The 26,386-nt window shown below is 67.2% G+C and carries 27 protein-coding genes and 3 pseudogenes; 17 read left to right on the top strand and 13 right to left on the bottom strand.

All coding sequences use genetic code 11. The features are described from left to right. Positions 1 to 5: 5 nt before the first annotated feature. The 5 genes and pseudogenes from pucL to ACLIVD_RS26775 form a co-directional block, all read right to left on the bottom strand. Entirely contained in the window at positions 6 to 899 is an 894-nt protein-coding gene (gene pucL, locus ACLIVD_RS26795) for a factor-independent urate hydroxylase (protein WP_280783672.1), read from the bottom strand. A gap of 2 nt (positions 900 to 901) precedes the next feature. Then, complete coding sequence (uraH, locus tag ACLIVD_RS26790; protein WP_105422880.1) at positions 902 to 1,246, bottom strand: hydroxyisourate hydrolase; 345 nt, start codon at positions 1,244 to 1,246, stop codon at positions 902 to 904. Beyond that, positions 1,243 to 1,752, bottom strand: coding sequence for a 2-oxo-4-hydroxy-4-carboxy-5-ureidoimidazoline decarboxylase (gene uraD / locus ACLIVD_RS26785; protein WP_280783670.1), 510 nt, complete (start codon positions 1,750 to 1,752; stop codon positions 1,243 to 1,245). The genes uraH and uraD overlap by 4 nt, the downstream gene beginning before the upstream one ends. Positions 1,753 to 2,021: 269 nt before the next feature. Then, positions 2,022 to 2,120 (bottom strand): annotated as a pseudogene (locus ACLIVD_RS26780) (DUF6328 family protein); the annotation flags it as partial. A gap of 1 nt (position 2,121) precedes the next feature. Then, on the bottom strand, positions 2,122 to 2,937 hold the full coding sequence (locus ACLIVD_RS26775; RefSeq protein WP_491930899.1) for a shikimate 5-dehydrogenase: 816 nt from the start codon (positions 2,935 to 2,937) through the stop codon (positions 2,122 to 2,124). Positions 2,938 to 3,022: 85 nt separating this feature from the next. On the opposite strand from ACLIVD_RS26775, the gene ACLIVD_RS26770 reads away from it, so the two are divergent. After that, on the top strand, positions 3,023 to 4,597 hold the full coding sequence (locus ACLIVD_RS26770) for a molybdopterin-dependent oxidoreductase (protein ID WP_491930898.1): 1,575 nt from the start codon (positions 3,023 to 3,025) through the stop codon (positions 4,595 to 4,597). A 35-nt stretch (positions 4,598 to 4,632) separates the two neighbouring features. On the opposite strand, the pseudogene ACLIVD_RS26765 reads toward ACLIVD_RS26770, so the two are convergent. Next, positions 4,633 to 4,914: pseudogene (locus ACLIVD_RS26765) on the bottom strand (HNH endonuclease family protein); the annotation flags it as partial. Between the two features lie 238 nt (positions 4,915 to 5,152). Between ACLIVD_RS26765 and ACLIVD_RS26760 the strand changes: the two are divergent. The 3 genes from ACLIVD_RS26760 to ACLIVD_RS26750 all read left to right on the top strand — a co-directional run bounded on the left by ACLIVD_RS26760 (position 5,153) and on the right by ACLIVD_RS26750 (position 8,845). After that, positions 5,153 to 6,274, top strand: a complete 1,122-nt coding sequence (locus ACLIVD_RS26760) for a tyrosine-type recombinase/integrase (RefSeq protein ID WP_491930897.1) — start codon at positions 5,153 to 5,155, stop codon at positions 6,272 to 6,274. Positions 6,275 to 6,425: 151 nt separating this feature from the next. Next, entirely contained in the window at positions 6,426 to 8,432 is a 2,007-nt protein-coding gene (locus ACLIVD_RS26755) for a tyrosine-type recombinase/integrase (protein WP_197487936.1), read from the top strand. Between the two features lie 11 nt (positions 8,433 to 8,443). Next, positions 8,444 to 8,845: a DUF6262 family protein gene (locus tag ACLIVD_RS26750; RefSeq protein ID WP_061042815.1), complete on the top strand. Its 402-nt coding sequence runs from the start codon at positions 8,444 to 8,446 to the stop codon at positions 8,843 to 8,845. Between the two features lie 143 nt (positions 8,846 to 8,988). Here ACLIVD_RS26750 and ACLIVD_RS26745 read toward each other — a convergent pair. The 3 genes and pseudogenes from ACLIVD_RS26745 to ACLIVD_RS26735 form a co-directional block, all read right to left on the bottom strand. Next, a pseudogene (locus tag ACLIVD_RS26745) lies at positions 8,989 to 9,417 on the bottom strand (deoxyribonuclease); the annotation flags it as partial. 64 nt (positions 9,418 to 9,481) lie between these two features. Continuing rightward, the gene (locus ACLIVD_RS26740; RefSeq protein WP_037240073.1) at positions 9,482 to 9,799 is read right to left on the bottom strand and encodes a hypothetical protein; all 318 of its coding nucleotides are present in this window, start codon (positions 9,797 to 9,799) and stop codon (positions 9,482 to 9,484) included. Positions 9,800 to 9,870: 71 nt separating this feature from the next. Then, positions 9,871 to 10,773: an NADP-dependent oxidoreductase gene (locus ACLIVD_RS26735; protein ID WP_491932923.1), complete on the bottom strand. Its 903-nt coding sequence runs from the start codon at positions 10,771 to 10,773 to the stop codon at positions 9,871 to 9,873. 362 nt (positions 10,774 to 11,135) lie between these two features. On the opposite strand from ACLIVD_RS26735, the gene ACLIVD_RS26730 reads away from it, so the two are divergent. The 6 genes from ACLIVD_RS26730 (at position 11,136) to ACLIVD_RS26705 (ending at position 16,929) form a co-directional block, all read left to right on the top strand. Further along, complete coding sequence (locus ACLIVD_RS26730) at positions 11,136 to 13,967, top strand: DEAD/DEAH box helicase (RefSeq protein ID WP_491930896.1); 2,832 nt, start codon at positions 11,136 to 11,138, stop codon at positions 13,965 to 13,967. Beyond that, positions 13,964 to 14,737, top strand: a complete 774-nt coding sequence (locus ACLIVD_RS26725) for an SWIM zinc finger family protein (protein ID WP_105422892.1) — start codon at positions 13,964 to 13,966, stop codon at positions 14,735 to 14,737. The genes ACLIVD_RS26730 and ACLIVD_RS26725 overlap by 4 nt, the downstream gene beginning before the upstream one ends. Before the next feature lie 59 nt (positions 14,738 to 14,796). Beyond that, positions 14,797 to 15,081: an AfsR/SARP family transcriptional regulator gene (locus ACLIVD_RS26720; protein ID WP_283335861.1), complete on the top strand. Its 285-nt coding sequence runs from the start codon at positions 14,797 to 14,799 to the stop codon at positions 15,079 to 15,081. A gap of 10 nt (positions 15,082 to 15,091) precedes the next feature. After that, complete coding sequence (locus tag ACLIVD_RS26715; RefSeq protein ID WP_283353537.1) at positions 15,092 to 15,523, top strand: YkvA family protein; 432 nt, start codon at positions 15,092 to 15,094, stop codon at positions 15,521 to 15,523. Between the two features lie 69 nt (positions 15,524 to 15,592). Further along, positions 15,593 to 16,072 (top strand): DUF1990 domain-containing protein, encoded by a 480-nt coding sequence (locus ACLIVD_RS26710; protein ID WP_283335864.1) that lies wholly within the window; start codon positions 15,593 to 15,595, stop codon positions 16,070 to 16,072. Between the two features lie 113 nt (positions 16,073 to 16,185). Further along, positions 16,186 to 16,929 carry a GntR family transcriptional regulator gene (locus ACLIVD_RS26705; protein WP_491930895.1) on the top strand — a complete coding sequence of 248 codons (744 nt, stop codon included), beginning with the start codon at positions 16,186 to 16,188 and terminating at the stop codon, positions 16,927 to 16,929. A gap of 37 nt (positions 16,930 to 16,966) precedes the next feature. Here the strand turns inward: ACLIVD_RS26705 and ACLIVD_RS26700 are convergent, their stop codons facing one another. The 4 genes from ACLIVD_RS26700 to ACLIVD_RS26685 form a co-directional block, all read right to left on the bottom strand. Then, positions 16,967 to 17,491, bottom strand: a complete 525-nt coding sequence (locus ACLIVD_RS26700; protein ID WP_491930894.1) for a YceI family protein — start codon at positions 17,489 to 17,491, stop codon at positions 16,967 to 16,969. A gap of 31 nt (positions 17,492 to 17,522) precedes the next feature. Beyond that, the gene (locus tag ACLIVD_RS26695) at positions 17,523 to 17,672 is read right to left on the bottom strand and encodes a hypothetical protein (protein WP_167344014.1); all 150 of its coding nucleotides are present in this window, start codon (positions 17,670 to 17,672) and stop codon (positions 17,523 to 17,525) included. 162 nt (positions 17,673 to 17,834) lie between these two features. Next, a complete protein-coding gene (locus tag ACLIVD_RS26690) occupies positions 17,835 to 18,299 on the bottom strand; it encodes a PTS sugar transporter subunit IIA (RefSeq protein WP_105422901.1) in 465 nt (154 codons plus the stop codon). Next, a complete protein-coding gene (locus tag ACLIVD_RS26685; RefSeq protein ID WP_005563039.1) occupies positions 18,296 to 18,526 on the bottom strand; it encodes a PTS sugar transporter subunit IIB in 231 nt (76 codons plus the stop codon). Before ACLIVD_RS26685 ends, ACLIVD_RS26690 begins: the two co-directional genes overlap by 4 nt. Positions 18,527 to 18,775: 249 nt before the next feature. On the opposite strand from ACLIVD_RS26685, the gene ACLIVD_RS26680 reads away from it, so the two are divergent. The 7 genes from ACLIVD_RS26680 to ACLIVD_RS26650 all read left to right on the top strand — a co-directional run bounded on the left by ACLIVD_RS26680 (position 18,776) and on the right by ACLIVD_RS26650 (position 26,377). Then, positions 18,776 to 20,029 (top strand): PTS transporter subunit EIIC, encoded by a 1,254-nt coding sequence (locus ACLIVD_RS26680; RefSeq protein ID WP_491930893.1) that lies wholly within the window; start codon positions 18,776 to 18,778, stop codon positions 20,027 to 20,029. After that, the gene (locus ACLIVD_RS26675; RefSeq protein WP_283335868.1) at positions 20,026 to 20,301 is read left to right on the top strand and encodes an HPr family phosphocarrier protein; all 276 of its coding nucleotides are present in this window, start codon (positions 20,026 to 20,028) and stop codon (positions 20,299 to 20,301) included. Before ACLIVD_RS26680 ends, ACLIVD_RS26675 begins: the two co-directional genes overlap by 4 nt. Further along, the gene (ptsP, locus tag ACLIVD_RS26670; RefSeq protein ID WP_491930892.1) at positions 20,301 to 21,980 is read left to right on the top strand and encodes a phosphoenolpyruvate--protein phosphotransferase; all 1,680 of its coding nucleotides are present in this window, start codon (positions 20,301 to 20,303) and stop codon (positions 21,978 to 21,980) included. Before ACLIVD_RS26675 ends, ptsP begins: the two co-directional genes overlap by 1 nt. Then, entirely contained in the window at positions 21,977 to 23,161 is a 1,185-nt protein-coding gene (locus ACLIVD_RS26665; RefSeq protein WP_491930891.1) for an N-acetylglucosamine-6-phosphate deacetylase, read from the top strand. The genes ptsP and ACLIVD_RS26665 overlap by 4 nt, the downstream gene beginning before the upstream one ends. Beyond that, on the top strand, positions 23,149 to 23,928 hold the full coding sequence (gene nagB / locus ACLIVD_RS26660; protein ID WP_491930890.1) for a glucosamine-6-phosphate deaminase: 780 nt from the start codon (positions 23,149 to 23,151) through the stop codon (positions 23,926 to 23,928). The genes ACLIVD_RS26665 and nagB overlap by 13 nt, the downstream gene beginning before the upstream one ends. Next, entirely contained in the window at positions 23,929 to 24,642 is a 714-nt protein-coding gene (locus ACLIVD_RS26655) for a copper homeostasis protein CutC (protein ID WP_491930889.1), read from the top strand. A 412-nt stretch (positions 24,643 to 25,054) separates the two neighbouring features. Continuing rightward, positions 25,055 to 26,377, top strand: a complete 1,323-nt coding sequence (locus ACLIVD_RS26650) for an HNH endonuclease (RefSeq protein ID WP_491930888.1) — start codon at positions 25,055 to 25,057, stop codon at positions 26,375 to 26,377. Positions 26,378 to 26,386 lie beyond the last annotated feature (9 nt).

The raw sequence follows: 26,386 nt of genomic DNA, 5'->3' as shown, positions 1-26,386 counted from the left end.
CGCTCCTAGCAGAATCCGGGAACGGAATCCCAGGCGCGGCCGGCGTCGGGAGCGTCCTCGCGCTCGACGGTCGCCTCGATCAACCCGTAGGGGCGGTCGGCCGCGAAGAACACCTCGCCGGGGTTGTCGAGTCCGAACGGTTCCAGGTCGACGAGGAAGTGGTGTTTGTTCGGCATCGAGAACTTCACCTCGGCGATCTCGGGGTGCGCCTCGAGTACCGCCGAACCCATCTGGAACAGGGACTGCTGCAGCGCGAGCGAATGCGTCGTGGCGAAGGCCTCCAGCATGATTGCCCGCACGTTCTCGAAGGTCTTGTCGAAGTCGACGTCGGTGGTGAGGTACCGCCATCGGGCGCTCACCGACGTCGCGAGGATCCGGTCGGACGTCTCCTGCAGCGTGGTGTACTTGTCCTTCGGGTAGCCCCGGAACTCCGAGCCCGTCGACTTCAACACCACCATGTTGCTGAGACCGGACACGATCCACGTCCGATCGCCGTCGATGGTGACCACGGTGTTTCGCCGTTCGTCGCTCGATCGGACGAAGGAATGGTCGTGGCCCTCACCGTCGACCGGGATCCGCGCCCACGAGTACTGCTCGATCTCCCACCGGCCGCCGGTGATCCACTCGAATTCCCCCGTGAAGTGCTGTCCGAGCCGCATGGCGAACGTCTCGATCGAGCCGACGCCGTCGCGGGCGAACGCGTACACCGTGTTCTTCTGGGTGTCCGTGGCCACGACGTGCGCGTTGTCGCCGTCGGTGTGCACCGCGTCGAGGTCGCCGCGCAGTTGCGACGTCACGGTGACGTCTTCGATCTCGTGTCGCTTCGTGTCCCGGGTGATCTTGACCAACCGGACTTCTGCCTTGCCGTACTGGTTCTGGCCGAGCACGATCTTGCTCATGATTAGCTCCCTCGGTAGGTCGAGTATGCGAACGGGCTGAGAAGGACTGGTACGTGGTAGTGCTGTTCGCTGTCGGTCAGCGCGAACGTGATGGTGATGTCGGGGTAGAACGCCGGACGTCCCTTCGCGGCGAAATAGCGTCCGGTGTCGAAGACGATCCGGTAGGTGCCCGGCTCGAGTCGGGCGGGACCCAGGGTCGTGACGCGTCCGTCGTCGTCGGTGACGGCCTCGGCCACGGTGATCCAGTCGGACTGCCGCTGGACCGTCAGCGTGACCGGCACCTCCCGCGCGGGCATGCCTTCGGCCGCATCCAGCACGTGGGTGGTGACCTGGCTGATCTCGCTCATGCGTCCAGCATCCCGGCGAGCCGACGTGCGGCGATGTCGCGCAGTTCCTCTGCGACAACGGCTAATTCGCTGTCCTCGTCGTTGAGGAGCCGGCGGTCGAGTGCGGTGAGGATGTCGGACGTGCTGCGGCCGGCGGCGCGGACGAGGAAGACCCGGCCGAACTTGTCCTCGTAGGCGCGGTTGCCGTCGGTGAGCCGCTTCTGCGCCGCCGCATCGGACGAATCGACGTTCGACTGCTCCGAGCGTGCCAGGTGCGCCTGGGCGTCGTCGCCTCCCGGGGGTTCACCGATTCGGGGATGGTGCGCGAGGGCTTGCTCGATCTCGTCCGCGGAGAGCGGTCCCGAGCCCGACCTGGCGGCGGTGAGAAGCGAGGCGCGATCGGTGTACGGCCGGGCGGACACGAGTTCGTCTGCCCACCGGGGAATATCCAGGCAGATTCGCGCCAGTTCCGTTGCCTCGGAGTGTGAAGCCTCGTTGAATCGTTGGAGTCCTGCATCGAGATCCATGCGACCCTTCTTCCACAATGCGAAATAATGATTCCGTATAGAGAAGCGTGACAGGGGTCACAATTCATGTCAAGACCCAAAATTGAATTAATCCAGATTCGGATGCGAGTGCGGTCCGCGGCGTGCTGGAATCACGACCCGCGAAAGCTGTTGTAGGACAACAGTGCGCGGGCGCGGTCGCGCCGAAATGCGGGGTTCAGGTCCTCACCGCCGGCGCGAACAGGTCGGCCTTGCGCAGGATGTCGTCCCGGTGAAGGCGACCGCGAGGAGGCGGACAGGATCTGCACGCCTGCCTGCGCGACACGGAGTTCCTGCAGCAGCTCGCTCGAGTTGCGTGTGAGCCGTTGCAAGAACTCCTCGGTGTTCACCTCACGACCGTGAGTACTCGGAGGCCCTGCGGATCTCTTCGGGGGACGGGCGGACACCGGTGTAGAGCACGAACTGCTCCGCCGCTTGCAGTGCAATCACCTCGGCGCCGGTGATGACGGTCTTGTGGCGTTCGGCCGCGGCCCGGATCAGCGGCGTCGCGGCGGGCATGGCAACCACATCGAACACGGCCTCCGCCGCATCGATCGCATCGAGTTCGAACGCCAGATCGTCCGCTTCGGGACCGCCCGCCATGCCGACGGGGGTGGCATTGATCAGGAGCCCCGGCCGTGCCGCGCCGAGTTCGGGTTGCCAGTCGAATCCGTACTGCTTCGCGACGGCGCCGCCCGTCGTCTCGTTGCGGGCGACCACGGTGACGTCGGTGAAGCCGTAGTCGCGCACGGCGGCGACCACCGCTTTGGCCATTCCGCCGCTCCCGGCCACCGCGACGGACAGCGAGTGGGGCAACGCGTTGTCGCGCAACAGGTTCGCGATGGCCTGATAGTCGGTGTTGTAGGCGTGCAACACCCCGTCCTCGTTGACCACCGTGTTGACGGACTCGATGACCGACGCCGATTCGTGCATCACGTCGACGTACTCGATGATCTGCTCCTTGAACGGCATGGAGACGCCGGCGCCGCGAATGCCCAGCGCGCGGATGCCGCCGACCGCAGCCCGGAGGTCGTTGGTGGTGAACGCTTTGTAGACGAAATTGAGGCCCACCTCGCCGTACAGATAATTGTGAAATCGGGTGCCGATGTTGCTCGGTCGGCCGGAGAGCGAGATGCAGAGAAGAGTGTCTTTGTCGAGCTGGTTCATCCGGTAAATACTAGTAGTGGGCTCCCATCCGTGCGCGTTCTCAGCTCCGAATACACGGTGACGACGGCAAAGGAGCAGGGCTGCGATGACTACGACGATCGGTGACCGGCACGAGGCGGCGCGGACGCCCCGGAGACCGCGGCACCTGTTCTCCCGCGCGCTCGCCGGAGTGATCGCCGCCGGAGTCGTGCTCGGGGTGGGCGAACTGCTGTCGGTGCTGATCGACCCGAACTCGTCGCCGTTCTACGCGGTCGGATCGACGACGGTGGACCGCAGTCCTGCCTGGGCTCGCGAGTTCGCGATCGACACGTTCGGCACCAACGACAAACCCGCACTGTTCGTCGGGATGACGATCCTCATCGTGCTCCTCGCCGCGACAGCGGGCATCGTCGAGCGTCCCCGCGCCCCGTTCGGCAGCGCGATCCTGGCGGTTCTCGGGCTGGTGGGAATCTTTGCCTCGACCCAGCGTCCCAGCGCCACGTGGATGTTTGCGCTTCCGACCGTGGTGGGAGTCGTCGCCGGCATCGCGGTTCTGCGGGTGCTGACGACCGCCGCGCGGGCGCCCGAGGACTCCGATGCCGAGGATTCGTGGTTGCCGCGCCGGACTTTTCTACTGTTGGCCGCGGCCGCCGCCGCGACGGCCGCTGCCGCGGGAGCCGCCGGCCGGTACCTCGGGCAGCAGGCCGCGGGAGCTCTGGACAACCGCCGCGCCTTCGCCCTTCCCGACGTGTCGGACCGGGCGGCCCCGATCGCTCCCGGCACCGACGTCGACGTGCCGGGAGCCACCCCGTTCGTCACGTCGAACGAGGAGTTCTACCGGATCGACACCGCCCTGCGGGTCCCGCGGTTGACGACGGACGACTGGCAACTGCACATCCACGGCATGGTCGACCGCGAGCTCACGCTGACGTGGGACGACCTGGTCGCGAGGACGCCCGTCGAACGGGTGATCACGCTGACGTGCGTGTCCAACGAGGTCGGCGGAAACCTTGCCGGCAACGCGACGTGGATCGGCTACCCGATCAAGGACATCCTCGACGAGGCCGGCGTGCACCCGGGCGCCGACATGCTGCTGTCCACGAGTAGCGACGACTTCACGGCGGGCACCCCGGTCGAGGCCCTGCGGGACGGCCGCGACGCGATTCTCGCGGTGGCGATGAACGGTCAGCCGTTGCCGTTCGAGCACGGCTATCCGGTGCGGCAGGTCGTCCCCGGTCTCTACGGCTACGTGTCGGCCACCAAATGGGTGGTGGATTGGGAACTCACGCGATTCGACGAGGCGGAGGCCTACTGGACCCAACGCGGATGGTCCGCGAAGGGTCCGATCAAGACCGCGTCGCGGATCGACGTGCCCGCCTCGTTCGCGCCCACCGCACCCGGACCCGTCCTCGTCGCCGGAACCGCGTGGGCGCAGCACCGCGGCATCGCGAAGGTGGAGGTGCGGGTCGACAATGGCGAATGGCAGAACGCGACCCTCGCCCCGCAGTACACCATCGACACCTGGCGGCAGTGGACCTGGGAGTGGCAGGCCGCGTCCGGCCTGCACACCCTCCAGGTGCGGGCCACGGATCTGGACGGCAACGTTCAGGTGGAGGAGCGGACGCCGCCGATTCCGGGTGGCGCGACCGGCTGGCACACGCGTTCCTTCACCGTGTCCTGAGGCACCGTCTTCTGAGGCACCGTCTTCTGAGGCGCTCACGGACACTTCTCCGCCACCTCGGCGAGCGCGTCGCGGTCCGCCACCGTCACCGGAAGCCCGTACTCCACCGCCACCGACAGGTATTTGCCCGCGTAGAAGCAGTGGTACGCCGGATTCGGTGGCAGCCAGTCCTGCGGGGTCTGGTCGCCCTTGTCCTGGTTATCCGCACCGTTGACGGCCAGCAGATTGAACGTGACGTCGTTGGCGAACCGCAGCCGACGCTCGGGCGACCACGTCGACGCGCCCATGTCCCACGCCGCCGCCAAAGGGTAGACGTGGTATCCGGTACTAGGAGTGTTGTGCCGTTCACATCATCGACATGGGTGTAGTTCATTGGCCATCCTCGTCACTGGTACGCGTATCGGACATTGGCATGCGATGCCGACGACATCGCTGACACACCGGACGGCAATCCCGAGACCGAGGCGTTGAGCGCGTTAGCGTGGTCACGTCGAAGGAGACCAGATGGCGTCCACTCAACGTGTGATGACCGGTGGAGAGACGACGTGGACGGTGGTGTCCGATTCCCACACACTCGTCGAACCGATCGAGCAGTATCTGGAATTCGCTCGTCAATCGGAGTTCTCTCCAAACACCATCAAAACGTACGCGCGTGGTCTAGCGCTCTGGTGGTCCTACCTGGAGAAGTCCGATCGGCAGTGGGATACGGTCCAGCTCAGCGACTTCGGCCATTTCCTGATGGCCGTGCGCACCGGCCAGTTCGACCCGTTCGTCCGGCAACTTCATCCGGAAGCGACTGTCACAGAAGCGACCGTGGCGATCCGCATACGACCGGTGATGAGCTTCTACCGATACCATGCCGCGTTCGGCGTCGATGCCGCATCGTTCCTCTACGAGCACGTGCGATCACGACCGGCTAGGTATATGCCGATTCTCGAACATATTGCTCGTCGAAATGCTCAGCGACGGACAGCTATCCGCGTGAGACTCCGAAACCGGCAGACTCCACTGCTGGAGCCGGACTCCATCGATGCCCTGATCGCAGCCGAGGCATCTTGCGCGCCGACCGGCGACTGGTCAGGAGATCTGCGGTACCGATTTCTCTGGACCTTGCTGGCCGAGACCGGCATGCGAATCGGTGAAGCACTCTCACTTCAGCATCGAGACTGGAACACCAGCCGTGGAGACACGGCATCGGTTGCCATCGTGCCACGACCACACCCCCACGGGCTGATACCGAAATCCGGCTACCGCAAGGTCTTCGTCGGCAGCCGCCTCGACCGCCTCTACGGCGATTTCGTGTGGTGGCTCTGCGAGCACGGCGCAGACGGTGTAATCGACGACTGGGACAGTGGATACATCTTTTGCAACACCCGACGCGAACCGCTCTACGCACCGCTGCGCGGCGAAAGTGTGTATGCGCACCTGCGGGCGATGAAGCGGAAGGTGCCGCAGCTACCGGAGGCGATGACGCCGCATTGGTTCCGTCATTCCCACGCCACCGCACTGCTGCTCGCGGGAACACCTCTGCATGTGGTCAGCAGGCGCCTTGGGCACCGAGACGTGCAAACCACGATCAACAGGTATGGGCACGTCACCGAGGACGCTGAGCTGGAAGCGCTGGCGAACTGGCGCGACGTCGTATCGGGATGGGAGACGAAAACCGATGTCCCGTAGCCCAAGACGCGAGCCCGGGCCAGAACCTAAACGTCTCGAAGGCCGCGACCTGCGGCTGCCTGTCTCGGAGATGTTCGACCCCCTTCGGGCACGGCAGCTGTGGGATTCACTGCCCGAGCCATGCCGCAGCGATCATTTCGACAAGAAGAACATGCCCGACATCTACGCCCCCGCGGTCGCCGAGCGCAGTGTGGGAGGAGGACCATGGACGTCGGTAGCCCTGAACTTTCGCTCGCTGCCGGAACCGATGACCTGGGAGCTGGCCTGGCTGATCCACCGGGAGGTGGAATTGGGCAGAATTATCCACCCGACGCACTTCAACGCCACCACAGGAATCCTGCGCGCCGCTACTGGCTATGGCGGGAAGACTGCCCGGTCAGCGGAGTCATTGCTGCACCTCACCCCCGAACAGTGGCTGAGAGAGGCGCAGCGGGCGCAGTTGCGCGGCCTGCAGCGCGGGACCAGCAACGACAGCAAGGCTCTCCACCGTTTGCGTCGCCTGCAGGACATTCTCGTCTACCCCTACCATCAGGGCCCGTGGTGGCAGCTGAACCTGTGGAATCCACAACTCGACCCCCGCGTTCCCCAGCGTGAACACGAACCGATGAGTCACCACAGCGCCAACTTCAGTCGACTGAGCAGTGACTGGCTCCGTGAGGGAGCCAAACTATGGCTCTCGGAGAACCTCGAGAACGGCCGCTACAGCTGGAGCACGATCAAATCGCGTCTCGACGCACTCAAATGGCTTCAACGCCATCTCGACACGGTCGGCGACGCCGGCCCCACCCTGACCAGCGACCCCTCCGCTTTCCGGCCGTTCGTGCGGGGATTCTGCGAGATGCTACGCACGCACACCGTCACCACCGGAAAGAACAAGAACCAGCTCCTGGGCAAGAATCCGCGCCGAAACATCATGACCGCAATCGAGCAGTTCTACCAATGGATGTTTGACCATCGCGACGAAGCGTCCCACACGCTGGGCCAACCCGAATGGCGGCTGCTGCGCCCCGAGCACTGCGTGTTGTTCCGGCCCGAAGACAAACCACGCCTGACCAACAAGCGACACGACGATGACATGGTCCTCGAAGACGCGGTGGTCACCAGAATCGCCGCCGGCGCCGAACTGCTCGCGAAGCCACGCACCGAGGGTGGCCTCGGTGACATTCAGGCCTTTCACATATTGATGCTCCTCATTCGCACCGGACGCCGAGTCAACGAGATCCTCATGATGGACTTTGACCCCTTGATCCCACTCCAGAGGACATCGAAGTCGCCTCCCGACACGGTCGACAGCGCAGACTTCGTGGCCCGCCTGCGCTACCAACAGACGAAGATCGAATCCGCACACCCCGCCTCGATCCCGGTCGACGCCGAAATCGTCACCGTCATCAGGGCTCAACAACAGGTCGCCCGAGAGCACATGGCGCGAGTCGGCAGACCAGATCAGACCCCCAGATACCTTTTCCTGAGACGTATTCAGAACCGCAACGGCACCGCGTCCTACCCGATGCCCACGTTGCATACGCACCTGGCCGCACTCGCGGATCGCTTGGCGATCACCGACAGTGCCGGACACCCGGTAATGATCAGTAAGACACACCGCTTCCGACACACGGCCGCCACCAACCTGCTCAACGCGGGCGTTCCATTGCACGTGGTGATGAGATACTTCGGACACGTCAGCCCGGAAATGACCATGCATTATGCGGTGACGCTGTCGGAAACCCAGGAGCGTGAATTCCTGCGCTACAAGAAGGTCACCAGCGACGGCCGAACCCCGGGGATCGACACCTCGGATCTCTACGACTTCCTCAAGCTCGACAGCCGGGCCGATCGCGTTCTGCCGAACGGTTGGTGCACCCTCCCACCGAGGCAATCCTGCGACAAGGGAAACGCGTGCTTGACCTGCCCGAAGTTCGTCACTGATGCCACCCACGCCGCCGAACTCTCCCGGCAACTCGAGGAAACCCAGCGGCTCATCGAGATCCGCAAGGAGACATTTGCGGCCCGCTACGGAACGCAGATGAGCGAGGACAACGTCTGGCTACAAGGCCGCACCGACGAGGTCACCTCACTCAACCAGATCCTGCTCGCGATCACCGACACCGCCGACCAACACGGAATCCGCGGCGCCGGAGTCCGAGACCAGACCGCCTGATAGGAGTCGACATGTCCGAACACCTCCAGCGAGCTGCGCGCCTCCGACACGACCAGGCCATGGCACGCGCCACCGACGCACTCCGCGAGCTCTCCGCCGCGGGCCAGCAAATCACCTTCGTGAGTGTCGCCCGCAGGGCGCATCTCTCGACCGACTTCCTCTACAAGCACAGCGACCTCCGCCGAAAGATCGAAGACCTTCGCACCTCGACCGGTCACCGCAGCACGGGCCCCGACGCAGCACCCGACGAGCAACCGACCACATCCTCCGCAGTCCGCGCACTGGCCACCCAGCTGAAGGAAATCCGCAGCCGCCACCACGCAGAAGTGCTGGCGCTCCGCCAAGCCCTCGCCGCCGCCCACGGCGAGAATCTCACACTCCGCCGCGAAATAGCCCAGCTCAGACCGCTCTAACTACACGGCGGTCATACGGCCCCCATCGGCCAGGGCAATGCCTCGATGCCGCGCTTACCTACGACCGGTTCCGGCGTCATCGGCATGTCGATGACACTATGACCTGGGCTTATTCGGGGATATATCGTCGAAGTGACGGATACGACGTGGTCGATCTGAACGGCTTTCGCGTCGGCCCGGTCGAATGGAAGCACCTCGCCGGAATACGGATCGGCGAGGACGCCGCTCAGCACCACGCAACCGCGGGTGCCGTCGCGGAACGCCACCGAGCGGAGATCGAGCGCGAGAACGTTGTTGCGGGTGTCGCACCCGTCGTGACCCGCCGCGGCGTCCTGGTCGTCGGTCCAGGCCGGGCCGAACACACACAACTCCTTGCCGGAGCAGCCGCGCTGGTATCCGCCGGGGTGCGGGCGGGACTCGACCGTCGTGACCCGGCCGAGCAACTCCTCGATGTGTGCGCGGGGCGGACTGCCCGGCGCAGGGCCGGGACCGCTGAGGTCGAGAAGCGACACCCCGCAACCGCAGACCGCCAGGATCGCCGCCAGCCACACGGCCACGTACAGAAGTCTCATGCGTCCCCCGGCGCTCGACCCATCTCCCCCTACCACCGGGAGTATGCACCGGGCCCCCGACAGGTCAAGTGAAGGGCAGGCGCACAGCGGCGATCGATGACAGGTGCATGCCGTCGTGGCCGATCACCCAGGAACCTCCGCTCTGCCTGCACTCGGCGAGCAGGTCGAGGGTGCGGAGGAGGAAGAAGATCGCCTCGCTGGGGGTGGGGGTGACCGCAAGCCTGTGTGCCTCACCGTGTTTCATCCCGTCGAGCCACACACCCGACTGTCCGTCCAGTCGAATCGTCACGATGTGCGTGGCATCGACGAAGGCGTACTTCCGTTGCTCCCACGGAGTGGTGAGCGCGTACCCCTGTTCGAGAACCTGGATCAGGATGCTCATGACCGACTCCCGAGTGTCCGGCAGTTACGTCTCTCCAGCATCTACCTCGGAACGGGTGAAAGCCAGACCTGCTAACCGAACTCGATCACGACCTTGCCGCTCGTGTGACCGGACTCGACCATGGCGAGAGCGTCACCGGCGTGTGCGAACGGGAATCGGTGGGCGACCCGCGGGTCCAGGGTCCCGTCCGCCACCAGTGCGGCCACCTCCGCGAACACCGCGGACGTTCGACGCCGTTCCACTCCCGAGCCGCCGAGATCGCGCGCGGCGAGCGAGTCGCCGACGCTGATGATCGCCGCCGGATCCGCGACCACCCGCGCGGCCTCGGCGAGCGCGTCACCGCCGACGAGGTCGAAGACGGCGTCGACCGGGCCGGGTATGCGTGCGGCCAGTCCGTCTCCGGACGCCACCCAGGTGGCACCGAGCGATTCGACGACCTCCCGCTTGCTCTCGCTCGCGACGCCGATCACCGTGACGTCCCGCGCCGCGGCCAACTGCAGCGCCGCCACCCCCACGCCGCCGCCCGCACCGACGACGAGCAACCGACTGCCGGGCGCCAGGTCCAGGGTGGTCAGCGCGTCGTACGCGGTTCCCGCCGCGACGGGGAGCGTGGCCGCGTCCGCGAACGAGACCGGGTCGGGCTTGTGCGCCGCCGAGGCCGTGTTGAGCAGGGTGTACTCGGTGTATCCGCCGAATCCGGTGGAGGTCGCGCCGAACACGGCGTCGCCGACCGCGAAGCCGGTCACCCGGGGGCCGACATCCGCGACCACACCGGCGACCTCCCGGCCCAGAACGGCGGGAAGGGTGACGGGGACGGTGTCCTTGCGCGTGCCCGCCCGCACCTTCCAATCGGCGGGATTCACGCCGGCCGCGTGGACGGCGACCAGCAACTGTCCGGGGCCGGGGGAGGGAACGGGGACGTCGAAGAACTGCTGCGTCTCGGGGCCGCCGTACTCGCTGAAGCCGTATGCCATGCTCACGCCCACAGTCCTATCACGAACCGGGGCCGGGATTCGGGCACGACGAAGGCCCGCCGAGGTGGAGTCGACGGGCCTTTCTCGTGAGAACTCAGCCGCCCAGGGAACCCAGGGAGCCTGTGCCTCCGCCGCCACCCATCAACGGTCCGAGAACCTGGATGAGTTGAACGAGAACTTCCAAGATCTGTTCCATGTCCATTTCGACTTCCTCCGATCACTGCGATCACGTACGGCAGCGATCCCGGTGAGTTACCGGCGTGGACAGCCGCCAACTCGTTCATCGGTGGAATATGGTCGAGGGTTACACGTCACGAGCAGGGATTTCACGCGCTGTCGGTCGCACCTGCTTGGATGGGTGCATGCTGCACGGCCTCTGGACACCGGGTTCGGGTCTCATGCTGTGGGTGGAGGACCGGAATCCGGCCACCGAGGAGCCGACGGATGCGGTCGGTCGGGTGCTGGCACGGAAGTTCCGGCATCACGTGAAGGTGCCGATGCCGACGCCGTCGGGGCTGGAGATGCTCGAGTGGGCCGCGGTGGCGCTCGCACCGCCGGACGCGACGGAGTTCCTGCTGTCGGTGTCGGCCCGCGACCCCCGGGTCGCCGGGGATCTGCGCTACCTCGCCCACGTCGCCCGCGGTGTCGAGCGGTGGGCACGCGCCGGGCGGGTGGTGCCCGAGGTGCACCGCGCGGAGGGCGGCTGGTGGCCGCGCTGGCGGCTGCTCGGCGGTGAACGGCAGCGTGCGTGGCTCACGGAGCTGGCCGTCGCGATGCCGCCGGTCCAGCGTCACGGCACGACCCCCCGGGCCGTGCTCGACGACATGGTCACCGAGCTGACCGACCCCGTCGCCCGCCGTGTCCTCGAACGCAGGCACCCGGACGATTCCGGCAGCGACGTGGATCATCCGCTGATCGACGCGCTCGTGCGGGGTGACCAGTTCGCCGAGGGCACCGCCCAGCTGTCGGGCTCGCTGGACGGGTGGCGCGACAGCCTCAAGGTGGACGAGCCCGAACTGGTGCTGCGGCTCCTCGAGCCGGAAGACGTGGACGTGGAGGGGGATTGGGACCCGGACACGGTGCTGTGGCGACTGGAGGTCTGTCTTCGTCCGGAAGGCGAAGCGCCGGTGCCGATTCCGCTGCACCGCACGGAGGCGAGTCGCCTGCAGATCGGGGTGCGCAAGCTGACGGAGGCCGTGGCCGCCTACCCGCGACTGCAGGATGTTCCCAGTGACCCCGACAGCCTGGACCTGATGTTGCCCACCGCCGTGGTCATCGACCTCGTGGGGCACGGTGCGGTGGCGTTGAAGGAGAAGGGCATCAGCCTGCTGCTGCCGCGGGCGTGGAGTGTGGCGTCGCCGTCGATGCGTCTGCGGGTGAGCTCGCCGAGCACTCCGGCGAGCGCGGAGAACCGGGCCGTCGGCAAAGACCAGCTGGTGCAGTACAACTGGGAGCTGGCACTCGGCGACACGGTGCTCACCGCCGCGGAGATGAATCGGCTGGTCAACTCCAAGAGCGATCTCGTGCGGCTGCGCGGTGAGTGGGTCCGGGCGGATCAGGAGGTGCTCTCCCGCGCCGCGCGCTACGTGGCGGAGCGGCACGCCAGCGGCGACCGGGCCATCGTGGACCTGCTGAAGGACCTGATCGCGGACGATCTGTCCGATCTCCCCGTGGAGGAGGTCACGGCCACCGGCTGGGCGGCCGCGTTGCTGGACGGCGACACGAAGCCGCAGGACGTGCCGACCCCGGACGGCTTGGACGCGACGCTGCGCCCGTACCAGAAGCGGGGGCTCGACTGGCTGGTGTTCATGAGCCGCCTCGGCCTCGGGGCCGTTCTCGCCGACGACATGGGTCTCGGCAAGACACTGCAGTTGCTGGCACTGCTGGCACACGAGAAGGCGCCCACGCCCACCTTGCTGGTGTGCCCGATGTCGGTGGTCGGGAACTGGCAGCGCGAGGCGGCGCGCTTCGTTCCCTCGCTGCGGGTGCTCGTCCACCACGGTCCGCAGCGGCTGAGCGGTGCGGAGTTCACCACCGCCGTTGCGCAGAGCGATCTGGTGATCACCACGTATGCGCTGCTGGCCCGCGACGTCGCGCACCTGAAGGAGCAGGACTGGCGGCGTGTCGTTCTGGACGAGGCGCAGCACATCAAGAACGCGAAGACGTCGCAGGCGCGGGCGGCGCGGAGCATTCCGGCGGCGCACCGCGTCGCTTTGACGGGCACTCCGGTCGAGAACCGCCTCGACGAACTGCGCTCGATCCTCGACTTCGCGAACTCGGGCATCCTGGGCTCGGAGGCGATGTTCCGCAAGCGTTTCGTGGTGCCGATCGAGCGGGAGCAGGACCAGACGGCCGTCGCCCGGCTCCGCGCCGTCACGTCGCCGTTCGTGCTGCGCCGGGTCAAGACCGATCCCGCGGTCATCGCCGACCTCCCGGACAAGTTCGAGATGACGGTCCGCGCCAACCTCACCGCGGAGCAGGCCGCGCTGTACCGGGCGGTGGTCGACGACATGATGGCGCAGATCAAGGACAAGAAGGGGATGAAGCGCAAGGGCGCCGTCCTCGCCGCCCTGACGAAACTGAAGCAGGTGTGCAACCACCCGGCGCACTTCCTGCGCGACGGGTCGGCGGTGATGCGGCGCGGACAGCACCGCTCCGGCAAGCTGGGGCTCGTCGAGGACATCCTGGATTCCGTGGTCGCGGACGGCGAGAAGGCGTTGCTGTTCACCCAGTTCCGGGAATTCGGCGACCTCGTGACCCCGTACCTCGCGGAGCGGTTCGGTACTCCCGTGCCGTTTCTGCACGGGGGCGTCTCCAAGCAGAAACGCGACGACATGGTGGCCTCGTTCCAGGGCGACGACGGGCCGCCGATCATGTTGCTCTCGCTGAAGGCGGGCGGGACGGGTTTGAACCTCACCGCGGCCAATCACGTCGTCCACCTCGACCGGTGGTGGAATCCGGCGGTCGAGAACCAGGCCACGGACCGGGCGTTCCGGATCGGTCAGCGGCGGGACGTGCAGGTGCGCAAGCTCGTGTGCGTCGGCACCCTGGAGGAGCGGATCGACGCGATGATCGCCACCAAACAGGAGCTGGCCGATCTCGCCGTCGGGACGGGCGAGAACTGGGTGACGGAGATGAGCACCGAACAACTCGGCGAACTGCTCCGGCTCGGCGACGAGGCGGTGGGCGAATGACGAATCGGCGACCGGGGCCCCACTTCGGTCAGTACGGCAAGCGTCGACCGGTGACGGGCGGGCTGGAGGCACGGTCCCAGCGCGGATCGTTCGGGCGCACCTGGTGGGGCCGCGAGTTCGTGGACATCATCGAGTTCGTCGCCGACAAGGGCCGGATGAGCCGTGGGCGGAGCTACGCGCGCAGCGGTCAGGTGATCTCGCTCGAGATCGCCGCTGGGATGGTGACGGGGGAGGTCCAGGGCAGTCAGCTCCAGCCGTTCGTCGCGACCGTCTCGATCGATCGCCTCGACGACGCGGAGGTCGCGGAACTCGTCGCGCTGGTGCGTCGGCAACCCGGCAGTCTCGCGATGCTGGCGGGCGGCGGAGTTCCGGAGGTTCTCGGACCCCTGCTGCTGCCCGCCGGGGCGTCCGCGCTGAATTACGACTGCACCTGCCCGGACGACGGCTGGCCCTGCAAGCATGCGGCGGCGGTCGCGTACCTCACCACCGAACGCATCGACGAGAACCCGCTCGAAATCCTGACGTTGCGGGGCGTCGACCTGGACATGCTGATCGACGGCGTCGGCGGCGACTCCTCCGACGCGGACGTCGACGACTGGTTCGGTGACGAGTCCCCGCTGCCCGCCCTGCCCGACGCCGACTTCCGGGCGGCGATCGACGACCTCGACCCGCTGCTGTTGCGGAAGGCGATCCGATCGGTCAGCGAGGACGAGCGTGCGGTGGACGCCGCGATCCGGGAGCTGAAAGCGCTGTACCAGCACTTCCGCTGACCATGCGATGATGAGGACGCGGAAGCTCGCCTCGTTCCGCGACCGGGAGCTGGTCAGTCATGTTGACGGTCTACCTGCTCGGCGAACAGCGCGTATCGAACCCGGAAGATGTCAGGGTCGGCCCCATCTCGTCACGGGCGATCGCGTTGCTGGCCTACCTCGTGCTGCATGCCGGTCTCGCTCAGTCCAGGACCCGTCTCGCGGGGCTGTTCTGGCCCGAATCGAGCGAGCAGCAGGCCCGCACCAACCTCCGGCGGGAACTACACAACCTCCGTGGCCTCCTGGGATCGGACGGTGCGCTCGCGGACCAGAACATCCGTCCCGCGGTCCGGTCGGAGCAATAGGCGCGGCCGTATGGATGCGGGGCAGGTGTGGGCGGCGGCATGGCCCGTCCTGATCGGCGCGGCAGCGGGCCTGCTGGCCGTCTGGGTGGTACTGGCGCTCGTGCTGTGGCGATCGAGACCCGACGGCACCGGGATCGGGGAGGCGATCCGGGTGCTGCCGGACCTGCTCCGTCTCCTGCGCCGGCTCGCCGCCGATCCGGACCTGCCCCGGGGTGTGCGCGTCCGGCTCGTCCTGCTGCTTGCCTATCTCGCGGTTCCGATCGACCTGATACCCGATTTCGTCCCCGTCATCGGATACGCCGACGACGTAATCATCATCGGCCTCACGCTCCGTTCGGTGGTTCGCCGCGCAGGTCCGCAAGTCGTGGCGCGGCACTGGCCGGGGACCCCTGACGGGCTCGAGACCGTGCGCCGGGTAACGTGCCTTCCCACCTGCTCGTGACGTCCGGACCGAGAGGATCCCGCCATCAGTACCTCCCGAGACGACCTGCCCGCGTTCACGTACCCCGAGGTGGGTGCGAGCCGCGATGTTCCCTTCCCGGCGGGATATCACCACCTGACGGAGCAGAAGGTGATCGGTTACGGGGCAGACGCATTCGACGCAGCCGCCACCCACCTGTGTACCTGGGGGATGCACCGCGGCGCCGGGCTCGACGTACGGGCCGACGCTCCGACGGCCGCGCCCGGCACGTCGGTCGAACTGCGATGGGGCATCGGTCCGTTCCGGCTGACGTTCTCCTGCCGCGTCGTCTACGTGCTCGACGAACCGAACCGGAAGGGATTCGCCTACGGGACGCTGCCGGGCCACCCCGAGCGCGGCGAGGAGAGCTTCGTCGTCGAACAGCGGCCGGACGGCACCGTGCTCGCCACCATCTCGGCATTCTCCACACCGGATCGGTGGTTCACCCGGCTCGGTGGACCCGCCGGCCGGGTCGTGCAGCGGGTGATGACGCGCAAGTATCTGGAGGCGTTGGCCGAGGCCGCACGGTAGGCCGGAGCGCCCGGATCACGTATTCTCGTGGTTGGACCGGACCGGACGGGACCTTTGCAGTCCGACTGCCTGATCCGATGTGTCCCACCACTGACAGAGCTGGAGCCGCCGGAATGATGCCCGTACATCTACGCGACAGCGTGATTCCGAAGCACGAGCAACTCCGTGCCATCCTGCTGCACAAGTGCACCAAGGAACTTCAGCCCGGCGACCTGATGACGAGTGAACGAAAACTGATGCAGGACTACGGCGTCAGTCGGATCACGGTTCGTGAGGCGATCGGGCAGCTCGTCAACGAGGGTCACCTGGTGCGGGTGCGTGGCAAGGGCACGTTCGTGGCGCATCGTCCGGTGCAGTCGAAACTCCACCTGGCCTCGTTCACGGAGGAGATGCGGGCGCAGGGGCACAAGCCGACGACAGTGGTGCTCCAGAGCGAGGAGGAGGCGGCGCCGGAGGCCACCGCGAAGGCGCTGCGCATCGCCCCGGACACCAGCGCCTATCACGTCAAACGGTTGCGGCTGGCGGACGGCGAACCGGTCAGCGTCGACGACGGCTGGTTCAACGCCGCACTGCTTCCGGGCCTGCTGGACCTCGACCTCACCGGCTCGATCTACCGGGCGACCGCCGACAAGTACGGCATGCCGATCGACCGGGCGGAGCAGACCGTGAGCGCCGACGGGGCGAGCCAGGAGATCGCGACGTTGCTCGGCATCAAGAAGGGCGCCCCGGTGATGTACTTCGACCGGGTGTCCTTCAGCGGTCCCACACCGGTCGAGCACACCCGCAGCTGGTACCGGTCCGATCGCTATCAACTCCAGATGGAAGTCCAGGGGGAGCGGGCTCAGCGCAGCGTCTGAGCCACCGAATACGGCCGGGGTCGTTCCGTCCGCGTCGTCAGGATTTGCTGAAGTGCGCCTTGATCACGACGCGGGTGGCGAGCAGGGAGCCCTTTTTCGTGTAGGTCAGGCCCCAGCTGCTGCGGTCGAGGTGCACTTCGGTGGTGATCGTCGCGGTGTCCTCCGTGGCGACGACATTGGCTGGGACGGTGAGTGGTCGAGTCTGGCCGTGAACGGTCAGATCGCCGTCGAGATGGAGGTGTCCCGGTTCGGCGGGGCGTGCGTCTGTCACGGTGAAGATGATGGTGGGGTACTTCTGGACGTCGAAAAAGTCGGCGGAGTGCAGATGCTTGTCGCGTGTGGCGTTCTCGGTGTTCACGGAGGTGGCGTCGACGACCAGAGTTCCGGTGATACGTCCGTCGTCGCCGACAGTTCCGGCGCCCTCGACGGCGTGGAAGGTCCCGGTGACCGGGAGTAGCCATAACGCCTTGGTGTGGAAAGTGATCGAGGTGCGAGCGGGGTCCAATGTCCAGGCCCCCACGAGCGTGGACAGCTGGGGGACGGACTCCATGGGCGATGTCATCGTGTACCTCCGTTGTCGAGCGTCTGGCCGGTCAGATGACGATGGGTGCACCCGTGACGAGGTCCCAGAGTCCCAGCCCCAGGAACAGCACAGCACCCACTGCCGACTGCACCGGGTTTCCGTTCAGAAAACCCTCGGCACCCCAGGCGACCAGATCGGTGAAAATCTCAGACGAACCCATAGTTCTCGCTCCTTGTTGTCGGCATATCGTCTCGGCACCTTGATCGTTCGGACCGACCGGTCTGTTACAGAGTCGAGCAGGTCGCCGGCACTGGACAAGCCGGCACTGGACAAAAGGGTGCGGGCCGGCGCTTCCTTGCCGACCCGCACCACGTCGATGTTTCTACGGCGCCGTCCAGTCGAACAGGGCGTCGCCGGTGGCCACGTCGGACCCGATGGTGTCGGTGGACACCGAATCCGGCTTGGAATCCATGACGACGACCGGGCAGATGGCGGAGTATCCGGTGCCGTCGATCTCGGTCGGATCGAACCGCACCACGGGGTCGCCCGCGTCGACGTCGTCGCCTTCCGCTGCCAGCAGGGTGAACCCTTCGCCCTTCAGCTTCACGGTGTCGATTCCCAGGTGCACCAGCACACCGCCGCCCGCCGAGCCGAGGATGACGAACGCGTGCGGGTGCAATTTGAGGATCTTGCCCGAGATCGGCGCGAGCACGTCGAGGGCGCCGCGGTCACGCGCCGGCTCGATCGCGACTCCGGAACCCACCATCTGTCCGGCGAACACGGGGTCGGGCACGTCGGCCAGGGCGAGCACGCGGCCGGGCAGTGGAGCCTGCACGGACTGGCTCACAGGATGTCCTCGATGTCCTCGGCCAGGGTGTCCGCCTCGGGGCCGACGATGACCTGGACGACGCTGCCCGCCTTCAACACGCCGTGGGCGCCTGCGGCCTTGAGCGCGGCCTCGTCGACCTTGGCGCCGTCCTTGACCTCGGTGCGCAGCCGGGTGATGCAGGCCTCGATCTCGACGATGTTGTCGGCACCGCCGAGGCCGCTGATGATTGCGTCCGCTTTGGACATCGGTTCTCCCTCGTAGTTCGTGTTCGAGCCGCAGGTGATGGTGTCGGATGGGTTAGCTGGATCACATTTGCCTGTTGACATCCTGTGCTCACCTGGTCAAACTAGCAACTGGTTATGACCGGACAGTACCCGTTGGGGGTGCTGGTCCACAATAGTTTTCCCGAAGCCGTACGACGCGCTCGCCGCCACCGGTTTCGGGACTCACCAGACGCCGATTCGGCGACCGAAGCGCACACAGAGAAGGCCGATATGACTGTCGTAGACAGCCCGAAAAAGGAATCAGCGGTGTTTGCCGGGTTGCAGCGCCTCGGGCGCAGCCTGATGCTGCCGATCGCGGTACTTCCCGCGGCCGGCATCTTGCTGCGGCTCGGCCAGGACGACCTCCTCGGCCGATTCGACTCGATGCACACCGCCGCGTCCGTCATCTCCGCAGCCGGCCAGGCCGTGTTCACCTGGCTGCCCCTCATCTTCGCGGTGGGCATCGCCATCGGATGGGCCAAGAAGGCCGACGGTTCCACCGCCCTGGCCGCCGTGGTCGGATACATGGTCATCAACGGCGTGTTCGAGGCCATGTCGCCGGTCGTCCTCGAAGGCAAGACCGATCCGAACGGCGACCAGGCGCTGATCAACTACGGTGTGCTCGCCGGCATCGTGATGGGTCTGCTGTCCGCGATTCTGTGGCAGCGGTTCTACCGCACCAAACTGCCCGACTACCTCGGATTCTTCAACGGGCGCAGGCTCGTTCCCATCCTCACCGCCGTCACCGGTCTCGTCGTCGGCGTCCTGATGGCGTTTCTGTACCCGGCCTTCAACTCCGCACTGACGTGGGTGGGCGAGACCGTCGCCGAGAACTCCGTCGTCGGTGGCGGCGTCTACGGCATGGCGAACCGCCTGCTCATCCCGACCGGACTGCACCACATCCTGAACTCCACCGTGTGGTTCCTCGTCGGCGACTACCAGGACGCGAGCGGCGAGCTGGTCCGCGGCGACCTCAACCGGTTCTTCGCCGGCGACCCGAGGGCAGGCATCTTCATGACCGGCTTCTTCCCGATCATGATGTTCGCCCTTCCCGCTGCCGCACTGGCAATCTGGCGCAACGCCCGGCCGTCGCAGAAGAAGGTCGTGGGTGGGATCATGCTTTCCACCGCACTGACGGCGTTCCTCACCGGCATCACCGAGCCCCTCGAATTCGCGTTCATGTTCGTGGCCTGGCCGCTGTACCTGATCCACGCGTTCCTCACCGGCACGTCGATGGCGCTCGTCAACGCGCTCGGCATCCACGACGGATTCACGTTCTCCGCAGGCTTCTTCGACTACGTGCTCAACTTCGGCAAGGCCACCAACGCGTGGATGCTGATCCCCATCGGGCTCGGGTACGCGGTCATCTATTACGTCCTGTTCAGCTTCGTCATCAAGAAGTGGAACCTGCGCACTCCCGGCCGGGAGGACGACGCGGAAACGAACGCCGACACCAACGCCGACACGGAAAAGGCAGGTCAGTGAGCATGGCTACACGAACGGTCCTCATCGGTTCCAAGGTCGGACTGCACGCCCGCCCCGCTGCGAAGTTCACTCAGGCCGCCGCGGCGATACCGGTCGCAGTGCAGATCGCGGTCGGCGAGTCCGCGCCGGTGGACGCAGGCAGCATGCTCGCGGTGATGACCCTCGGCGCCGAATTCGGTACCGAGGTGACGATCACCGCGGAAGGGGAGGGCAGCGAGGAGGCCCTCGACCGCCTCGCAGACCTGCTCGCCTCCGACCTCGACGCCGCCTGATGTCGACGGCTACGGAAGTTCTCGTACACGGCCTCGGGGTGAGTCCGGGGCTGGTCTGCGCACCCTGGCTCGCGTTGGGGACACCGGTCGCGACGTCGGCCGAAGACCCTGTCGGCGAATCGATCACGGCCGAGTCCGCCCGTGCGCGGGACGCCCTCGCGACCGTGTCCGGCGACCTCGAAGCCCGCGCCGCCCAGGTGGACGGCGTCGCGTCCGAGATCCTGCTCGTGTCGGCGGCCATGGCCCGCGACCCGGGAATCGTGTCCGCCGCCGAGGAGAACCTTCGCGCCGGCATGCCGACGGCACACGCCGTGAGCGTCGCGTTCGACGGTTACTGCGCCAAACTCGAGGCCCTCGGTGGGTACCTGGCCGAACGCGTTGCGGACCTGCGTGACCTCGGGCATCGCGCGGTCGCGGTGCTGCTGGGAGTGCCGATGCCCGGCATCCCCGATCCCGGGTATCCGTTCGTTCTCGTCGCCAGGGACCTGTCGCCCGCGGACACCGCGATGCTCGGCGGCAGCGACGTGGTCGGTCTGCTCACCGCCGAGGGCGGGCCGACGAGCCACACTGCGATCCTGGCGAAATCCCTCGGTCTGCCGGCGATCGTGAACTGCGCCGACCTCGACCGGTTGGTCGAGGGAAGACCGGTGGTGCTCGACGGGACGACTGGCGAGATCGTCGTCGACCCCGGCGACCTTCGGCAGGCAGAGGTGGCCGAGCAGGTCGCGGAGGCGCGAGCGCGGGTTGCGGCCACGAGTGGACCCGGCCGCACCCGGGACGGGGCACCCGTCGGACTGCTCGTCAACATCGGCACCGTCGACGACGCCACCCGCGCCGCCACCGCGGATTCCGAGGGCGTCGGGCTGTTCCGCACCGAATTCCTGTACCTCGGCAGGCAGATCGCGCCCACCCTCGACGAACAGTTCGCCACCTACACGTCGGTGCTGGAGCAGTTCGCGGGACGCAAGGTGGTGGTCCGGACCCTCGACAGCGGCTCCGACAAACCACTGCCGTTCCTCGACCTCGGCGCGGAGGAGAACCCGGCACTCGGCGTGCGGGGGCTGCGGGTCGGCACCGTCTACCCGGAAGTCCTGGCCACCCAGTTGGAGGCTCTCGGCGCCGCGGCGGCCACCACCGGCGCGGACCTGTGGGTGATGGCGCCGATGGTGGCGACGGCGGAGGAAGCGGAGGGCTTCGCCGCGCTCGCCCGCTCAGCCGGTATCGCCACGGTCGGGGCGATGATCGAAATCCCCTCGGCAGCGCTGCGTGCACGCGACCTGCTCGAGCACCTCGATTTCGTCAGTATCGGGACCAACGACCTGAGCCAGTACACGTGTGCCGCGGACCGGATGGCGGGCAGTCTCGCGCCACTGCTCGACCCGTGGCAGCCCGCCGTCCTGGACCTGATCGGCCTGGTCGGCGCGGCAGGAGCGGAGGCAGGCGCACCCGTCGGCGTCTGCGGGGAGGCCGCGTCCGATCCCGCGCTGGCGCCGGTGCTGGTCGGGTTGGGCGTCACCAGCCTGTCGATGGTGGCCCCGTCGCTGGGTGCCGTGCGTGCCAGTCTGGCCGCCACCGACCTCGGCCTGTGCCGGGACATGGCCGCCGCCGCACGCGGCGCACGGTCCTCGCAGGCCGCACGATCGGCGGTCGCCGCGCTCGCGTCCGGAGCGTCTCGATGATCCTGCGGGGCGAGGTCGTCGTGGAGGACGGCGTCATCGACGACGGCGTGGTGACAACCGACGGCGACCGAATCTCCTGGGTCGGGTCCGCGGCGCAGTACCACGGACAGGTGCCGCTGCCGGAACCGAGTTCGTCGATACTGCTGCCGGGTCTGATCGACCTGCATTGCCACGGCGGCGCCGGCGCGGGATTTCCTAACACCGACGCCGACGGGGCAAGGCAGGCCGCGGACCATCACCGCGAGCACGGCACCACCGGACTGCTCGGCAGCCTCGTCTCGGCAGGGGAGCAGGACCTGCTCCGGCAGGCCAGGATTCTCGCCGATCTGGTGGAACGCGGTGAGCTCCTCGGGATCCACCTGGAGGGCCCGTTCATCTCCGGTGCCCAGTGCGGCGCGCAGGATCCCGCGTCCGTGATCCCCGGCGATCCCGATTTGTTCGAAAGGATCTGCGACGCCGCGCGTGGCACCGTCCGGTCGATGACGCTCGCGCCGGAGACCGCGCACTTCGGCGAACTTCTCGCCGCGATGCGACGGCGTGACGTGCTACCCAGCCTCGGCCACACCGACACCGACGCGGCGACCACGTCCGCGAGGATCGCCGCCGCCGCCGGCGGCCCACTGACCGCCACCCACCTGTTCAACGCGATGCCGCCGCTGCACCACCGCGCGCCGGGACCGGTGGCCGCGTTCCTGGCCGCGGCCGGTCGCGGCGACATCGTCGTCGAATTGATTGCGGACGGAGTGCATCTCGCGCCCGAGACCGTGTCGATGGTGTTCGATACCGTCGGGCCCGACCAGATCGTCCTCGTCAGTGACGCCATGGCCGCCGCCGGCGTCTCGGACGGCGACTACCAGCTCGGGCCGCTGGACGTGCGCGTCGCGCACGGTGTGGCCCGGCTCGCGACCACCGACGGGTCCGAGGGGGCCATCGCGGGCGGCACCGCACGGCTGCTGGACGTGGTGCGCACCGCCGTCGTCGACAGCGGCATCGGACTCGTCGACGCCGTCGCTTCCGCCACCAGGACTCCGGCCCGGCTGCTCGGCCTGGAGTCCGACCGCGGCACGCTGGCCCCGGGCCGCCGCGCCGATATCGTCGTGACCGATCACCAACTGCGCCCCCGCGGCGTGTTCGTCGGCGGAATGCCCGCCGAAACGGAAGGACTCGCATGGAAATCGTAATTCGGCAGACGCCGTCGGAGATCAGCTCGACCGTCGCCGACATCGTCGAGGGGTACGTGCGACGCGGTCCGGCGACGCTGGGCCTCGCGACCGGCTCGTCCCCCCTCGGGAGCTACCGGGAACTCGCACGCAGGCACCGTGAGTCCGGACTGGACTTCTCGCGAGCACGAGCCTTCCTGCTGGACGAGTACGTCGGACTTCCGAAAAGCCATGACCAGTCGTACTTCTCGGTGATCCGCTCGGAGTTCGTCGACCACGTCAACCTCGACACCGATCGTGTGCTCAGCCCGAACGGCGAATCGCCCGACATCGCCGAGGAAGGTGCGCGGTACGACGCATCCATCGCCGAGGCAGGCGGCGTCGACGTGCAGCTTCTCGGCATCGGGACCGACGGCCACATCGGCTTCAACGAGCCGGGCTCCGCGCTGACGTCACGCACCCGCGTCAAGACACTCACCGAGCAGACCCGCCTCGACAACGCGCGGTTCTTCGACAGCGTCGACGACGTCCCGCACCACGTCCTCACTCAGGGTCTGGGCACCATCAGCGAGGCCCGGCACCTGGTGATGATCGCGTTCGGCAAGGGCAAGGCCGAGGCGATCGCCGCAGCCGCGGAAGGTCCGCTCTCCGCGTTCTGCCCGGCATCGGTGATGCAGCTGCACCGGCACGTGACCGTCGTGATCGACGAAGCCGCAGCGAGCAAGCTGCAACTCGCCGACTACTACCGGTATGCGCTGGAACACAAGCCTTCCTGGCAGTCGTTCTAGATGACACCCGTACTCGAATTAGCGGTCCAGGATGTCGCGGGCGCCCGGATCGCACGACGTGCCGGCGCGGTGCGCGTCGAGTTGTGCACCGCACTCGGCGCGACCGGCGGGTTGACACCGAGCATCGGCATGATCGAAGCCGTCGCGGCCCAGGGGATCGCGGTGCACCCGCTGATCCGGTGCCGGCCCGGCGGATTCGTCTACGACGCCGACGAGATCGCCGTCATGGCTCGCGACGTCCTGGCCGCGGTGAACGTCGGCGCCTCCGGGGTCGTGCTCGGCGCACTCACTCCCGACATGTCCGTCGACCGCGACGCTCTGCGCCGACTGCTCGACGGCATCGACCCGTACACGGTCGAGGTGACGTTCCATCGTGCGATGGACGTCGTCGCCGAGAGGGCGACCGCCGTCGACACGCTCGCGCGGTCGGGCATCATCCGGGTCCTCACCTCGGGCGGAGCACCGCGGTGCATCGACGGTCTCGAAGCTCTGTCCGGCATGGTCGCTCACGCGCACGGGCGAATTCAAGTAATGGCAGGTGGCGGAATCCGCGTCGAGGACATCGCCGCGGTCGCAGGCACCGGGGTCGACGCCGTGCACCTCTCCGCCCGCCGCACCGTCGCCGACAACGGCGGACCGGGCGGTGGCTCCGGCGGCTACGATGCCGTCGACGAAACCCTCGCGCGGGCGGCGGCCGCGGCGCTGGGGCTCTGACTTCGGTGGCTCCCTGTTGCCTCAGGTCACGATGCCCGCGAAGTCTGATTCGTTGACTCATCCAGAAATGCCCCCGTGGCAGCGGCTTCTCTCGTTGGTGTTCGTGGCGGTGGCGATGAGCTCGGTGGTCAACGCCTGTATTTGACGTTGGACGGCGGTGGGGTTGGTCGGGAGTATCTGTCCGCGAGGATTGCTTGTCCTCTCCGGTGACGGCATCGTGCTGGTCTGCAGCACCCAAATTTGATTGAGCAGCAACAACTCTGCAGAGGTGACCGCTACGCCGGCATTCTCGGGTGAGGCGACGGATGGACTATGCGGGCACCTCGGAAGAGTCAACGCGGACTATTGCCACGGGGCAAGGGCTGTTGCTAGAATCGAACATACATTCTAACGGCCTTGGGGGAGGTTGGCTGTGGGGGAATTGATTGCGCCGGATCTGGCCGAGTTGCGTGTGTTCGCGGCGCGGCTGCGAGTGGTTTCTGCTGGCGGTGATGCGGGGTTGGGGATCGATCTGCTCGACGCGATCGAGGCGTTGAAGTCGGTCGGGTGTGCGGTGCAGGCGGTGATCACCGACGACGTCGCCGCGTCTATCCGCGCGGACCGCAAGGCTGCCGGGTTGCCGCGGGCGGATTGGGACCGCGGCATTGCCTCGCAGATTGCGTTGGCGCGCAGTGAATCCCCGAACCGCGGTGGTCGGCATCTCGGGTTCGCGCAGGCGTTGGTGCACGAGATGCCGCACACCCTGGCGATGTTGCGGTCGGGCCGGTTGAACGAATGGCGAGCCACGCTGCTCGTGCGGGAGACGGCGTGCCTGTCGGCGACGGATCGGGGCATCGTGGACCGTCGGTTGTGTTCGGACCCGGCCACTCTCGACGGGGTCGGCGACCGGGGTCTGATCGCGCGGGCGAAGGCGTTGGCGGTCGAACTCGATGCCGCGGCGGTTGTAGCCCGGCATCGCACGGCGGTGTCCGAGCGTCGGGTCACGACACGGCCGGCGCCGGATTCGATGGCATATCTGAGTGTGCTGATGCCCGTCGAGCAGGCGGTGTGTGTGCAGGCCACGCTGGGTCGGGATGCCGATAGCTTGATTGCGACCGGGAACAGTGGCGGCCGGACCCGCAATCAGCTGATGGTGGACTTGTTGTTCGACCGCGGAACCGGCCGGACCGCTGCGAGTGGTGTTCCCGTCGCGGTGAATCTGGTGCTCTCGGACGAGACCTTGCTGGCCGGCGGGCACGAGGCCGCGCAGCTGCAGGGCTTCGGGCCGGTGCCGGCGGGGATCGCGCGGCAGCTGGTGGCGGACGCCGTCGACAATGACACCGAGACGTCGCTACGGCGGGTGTATTCGTGCCCGCAGTCGGGGGCGTTGACGGCGATGGAGTCCCGGTCACGCACGTTCCCGAAGGGCCTGCGACAGCTGATCGACCTGCGGGATCGGACGTGCAGGACTGCGTGGTGTGATGCGCCGATCCGGCATCACGATCACATCCGCTCACGCAGGAAATTGGGTAAGACCACCGCGCGAAACGGGTCCGGACTCTGTGAGGCGTGCAATTACGCGAAGGAAGCACCGGGGTGGACCGCCCGCCCGATACAGCGGCCCGGCCACACTCACCTCATCGACCTCGGCACCCCGACCGGGCACCACTACCGGTCGGCGGCCCCGCCGCTCCCGGCCGCGGCACGACAGTCGGAGGTCGAGGCGGTGCTCATCGCGCAATTGCGGGCGTCTTGACCCAGCGGC

This window comes from Rhodococcus sp. G6(2025) (assembly GCF_058628105.1).
Note: the sequence above shows the minus strand (reverse complement) of the source record. Positions and strands in the feature narration are given on the sequence as shown.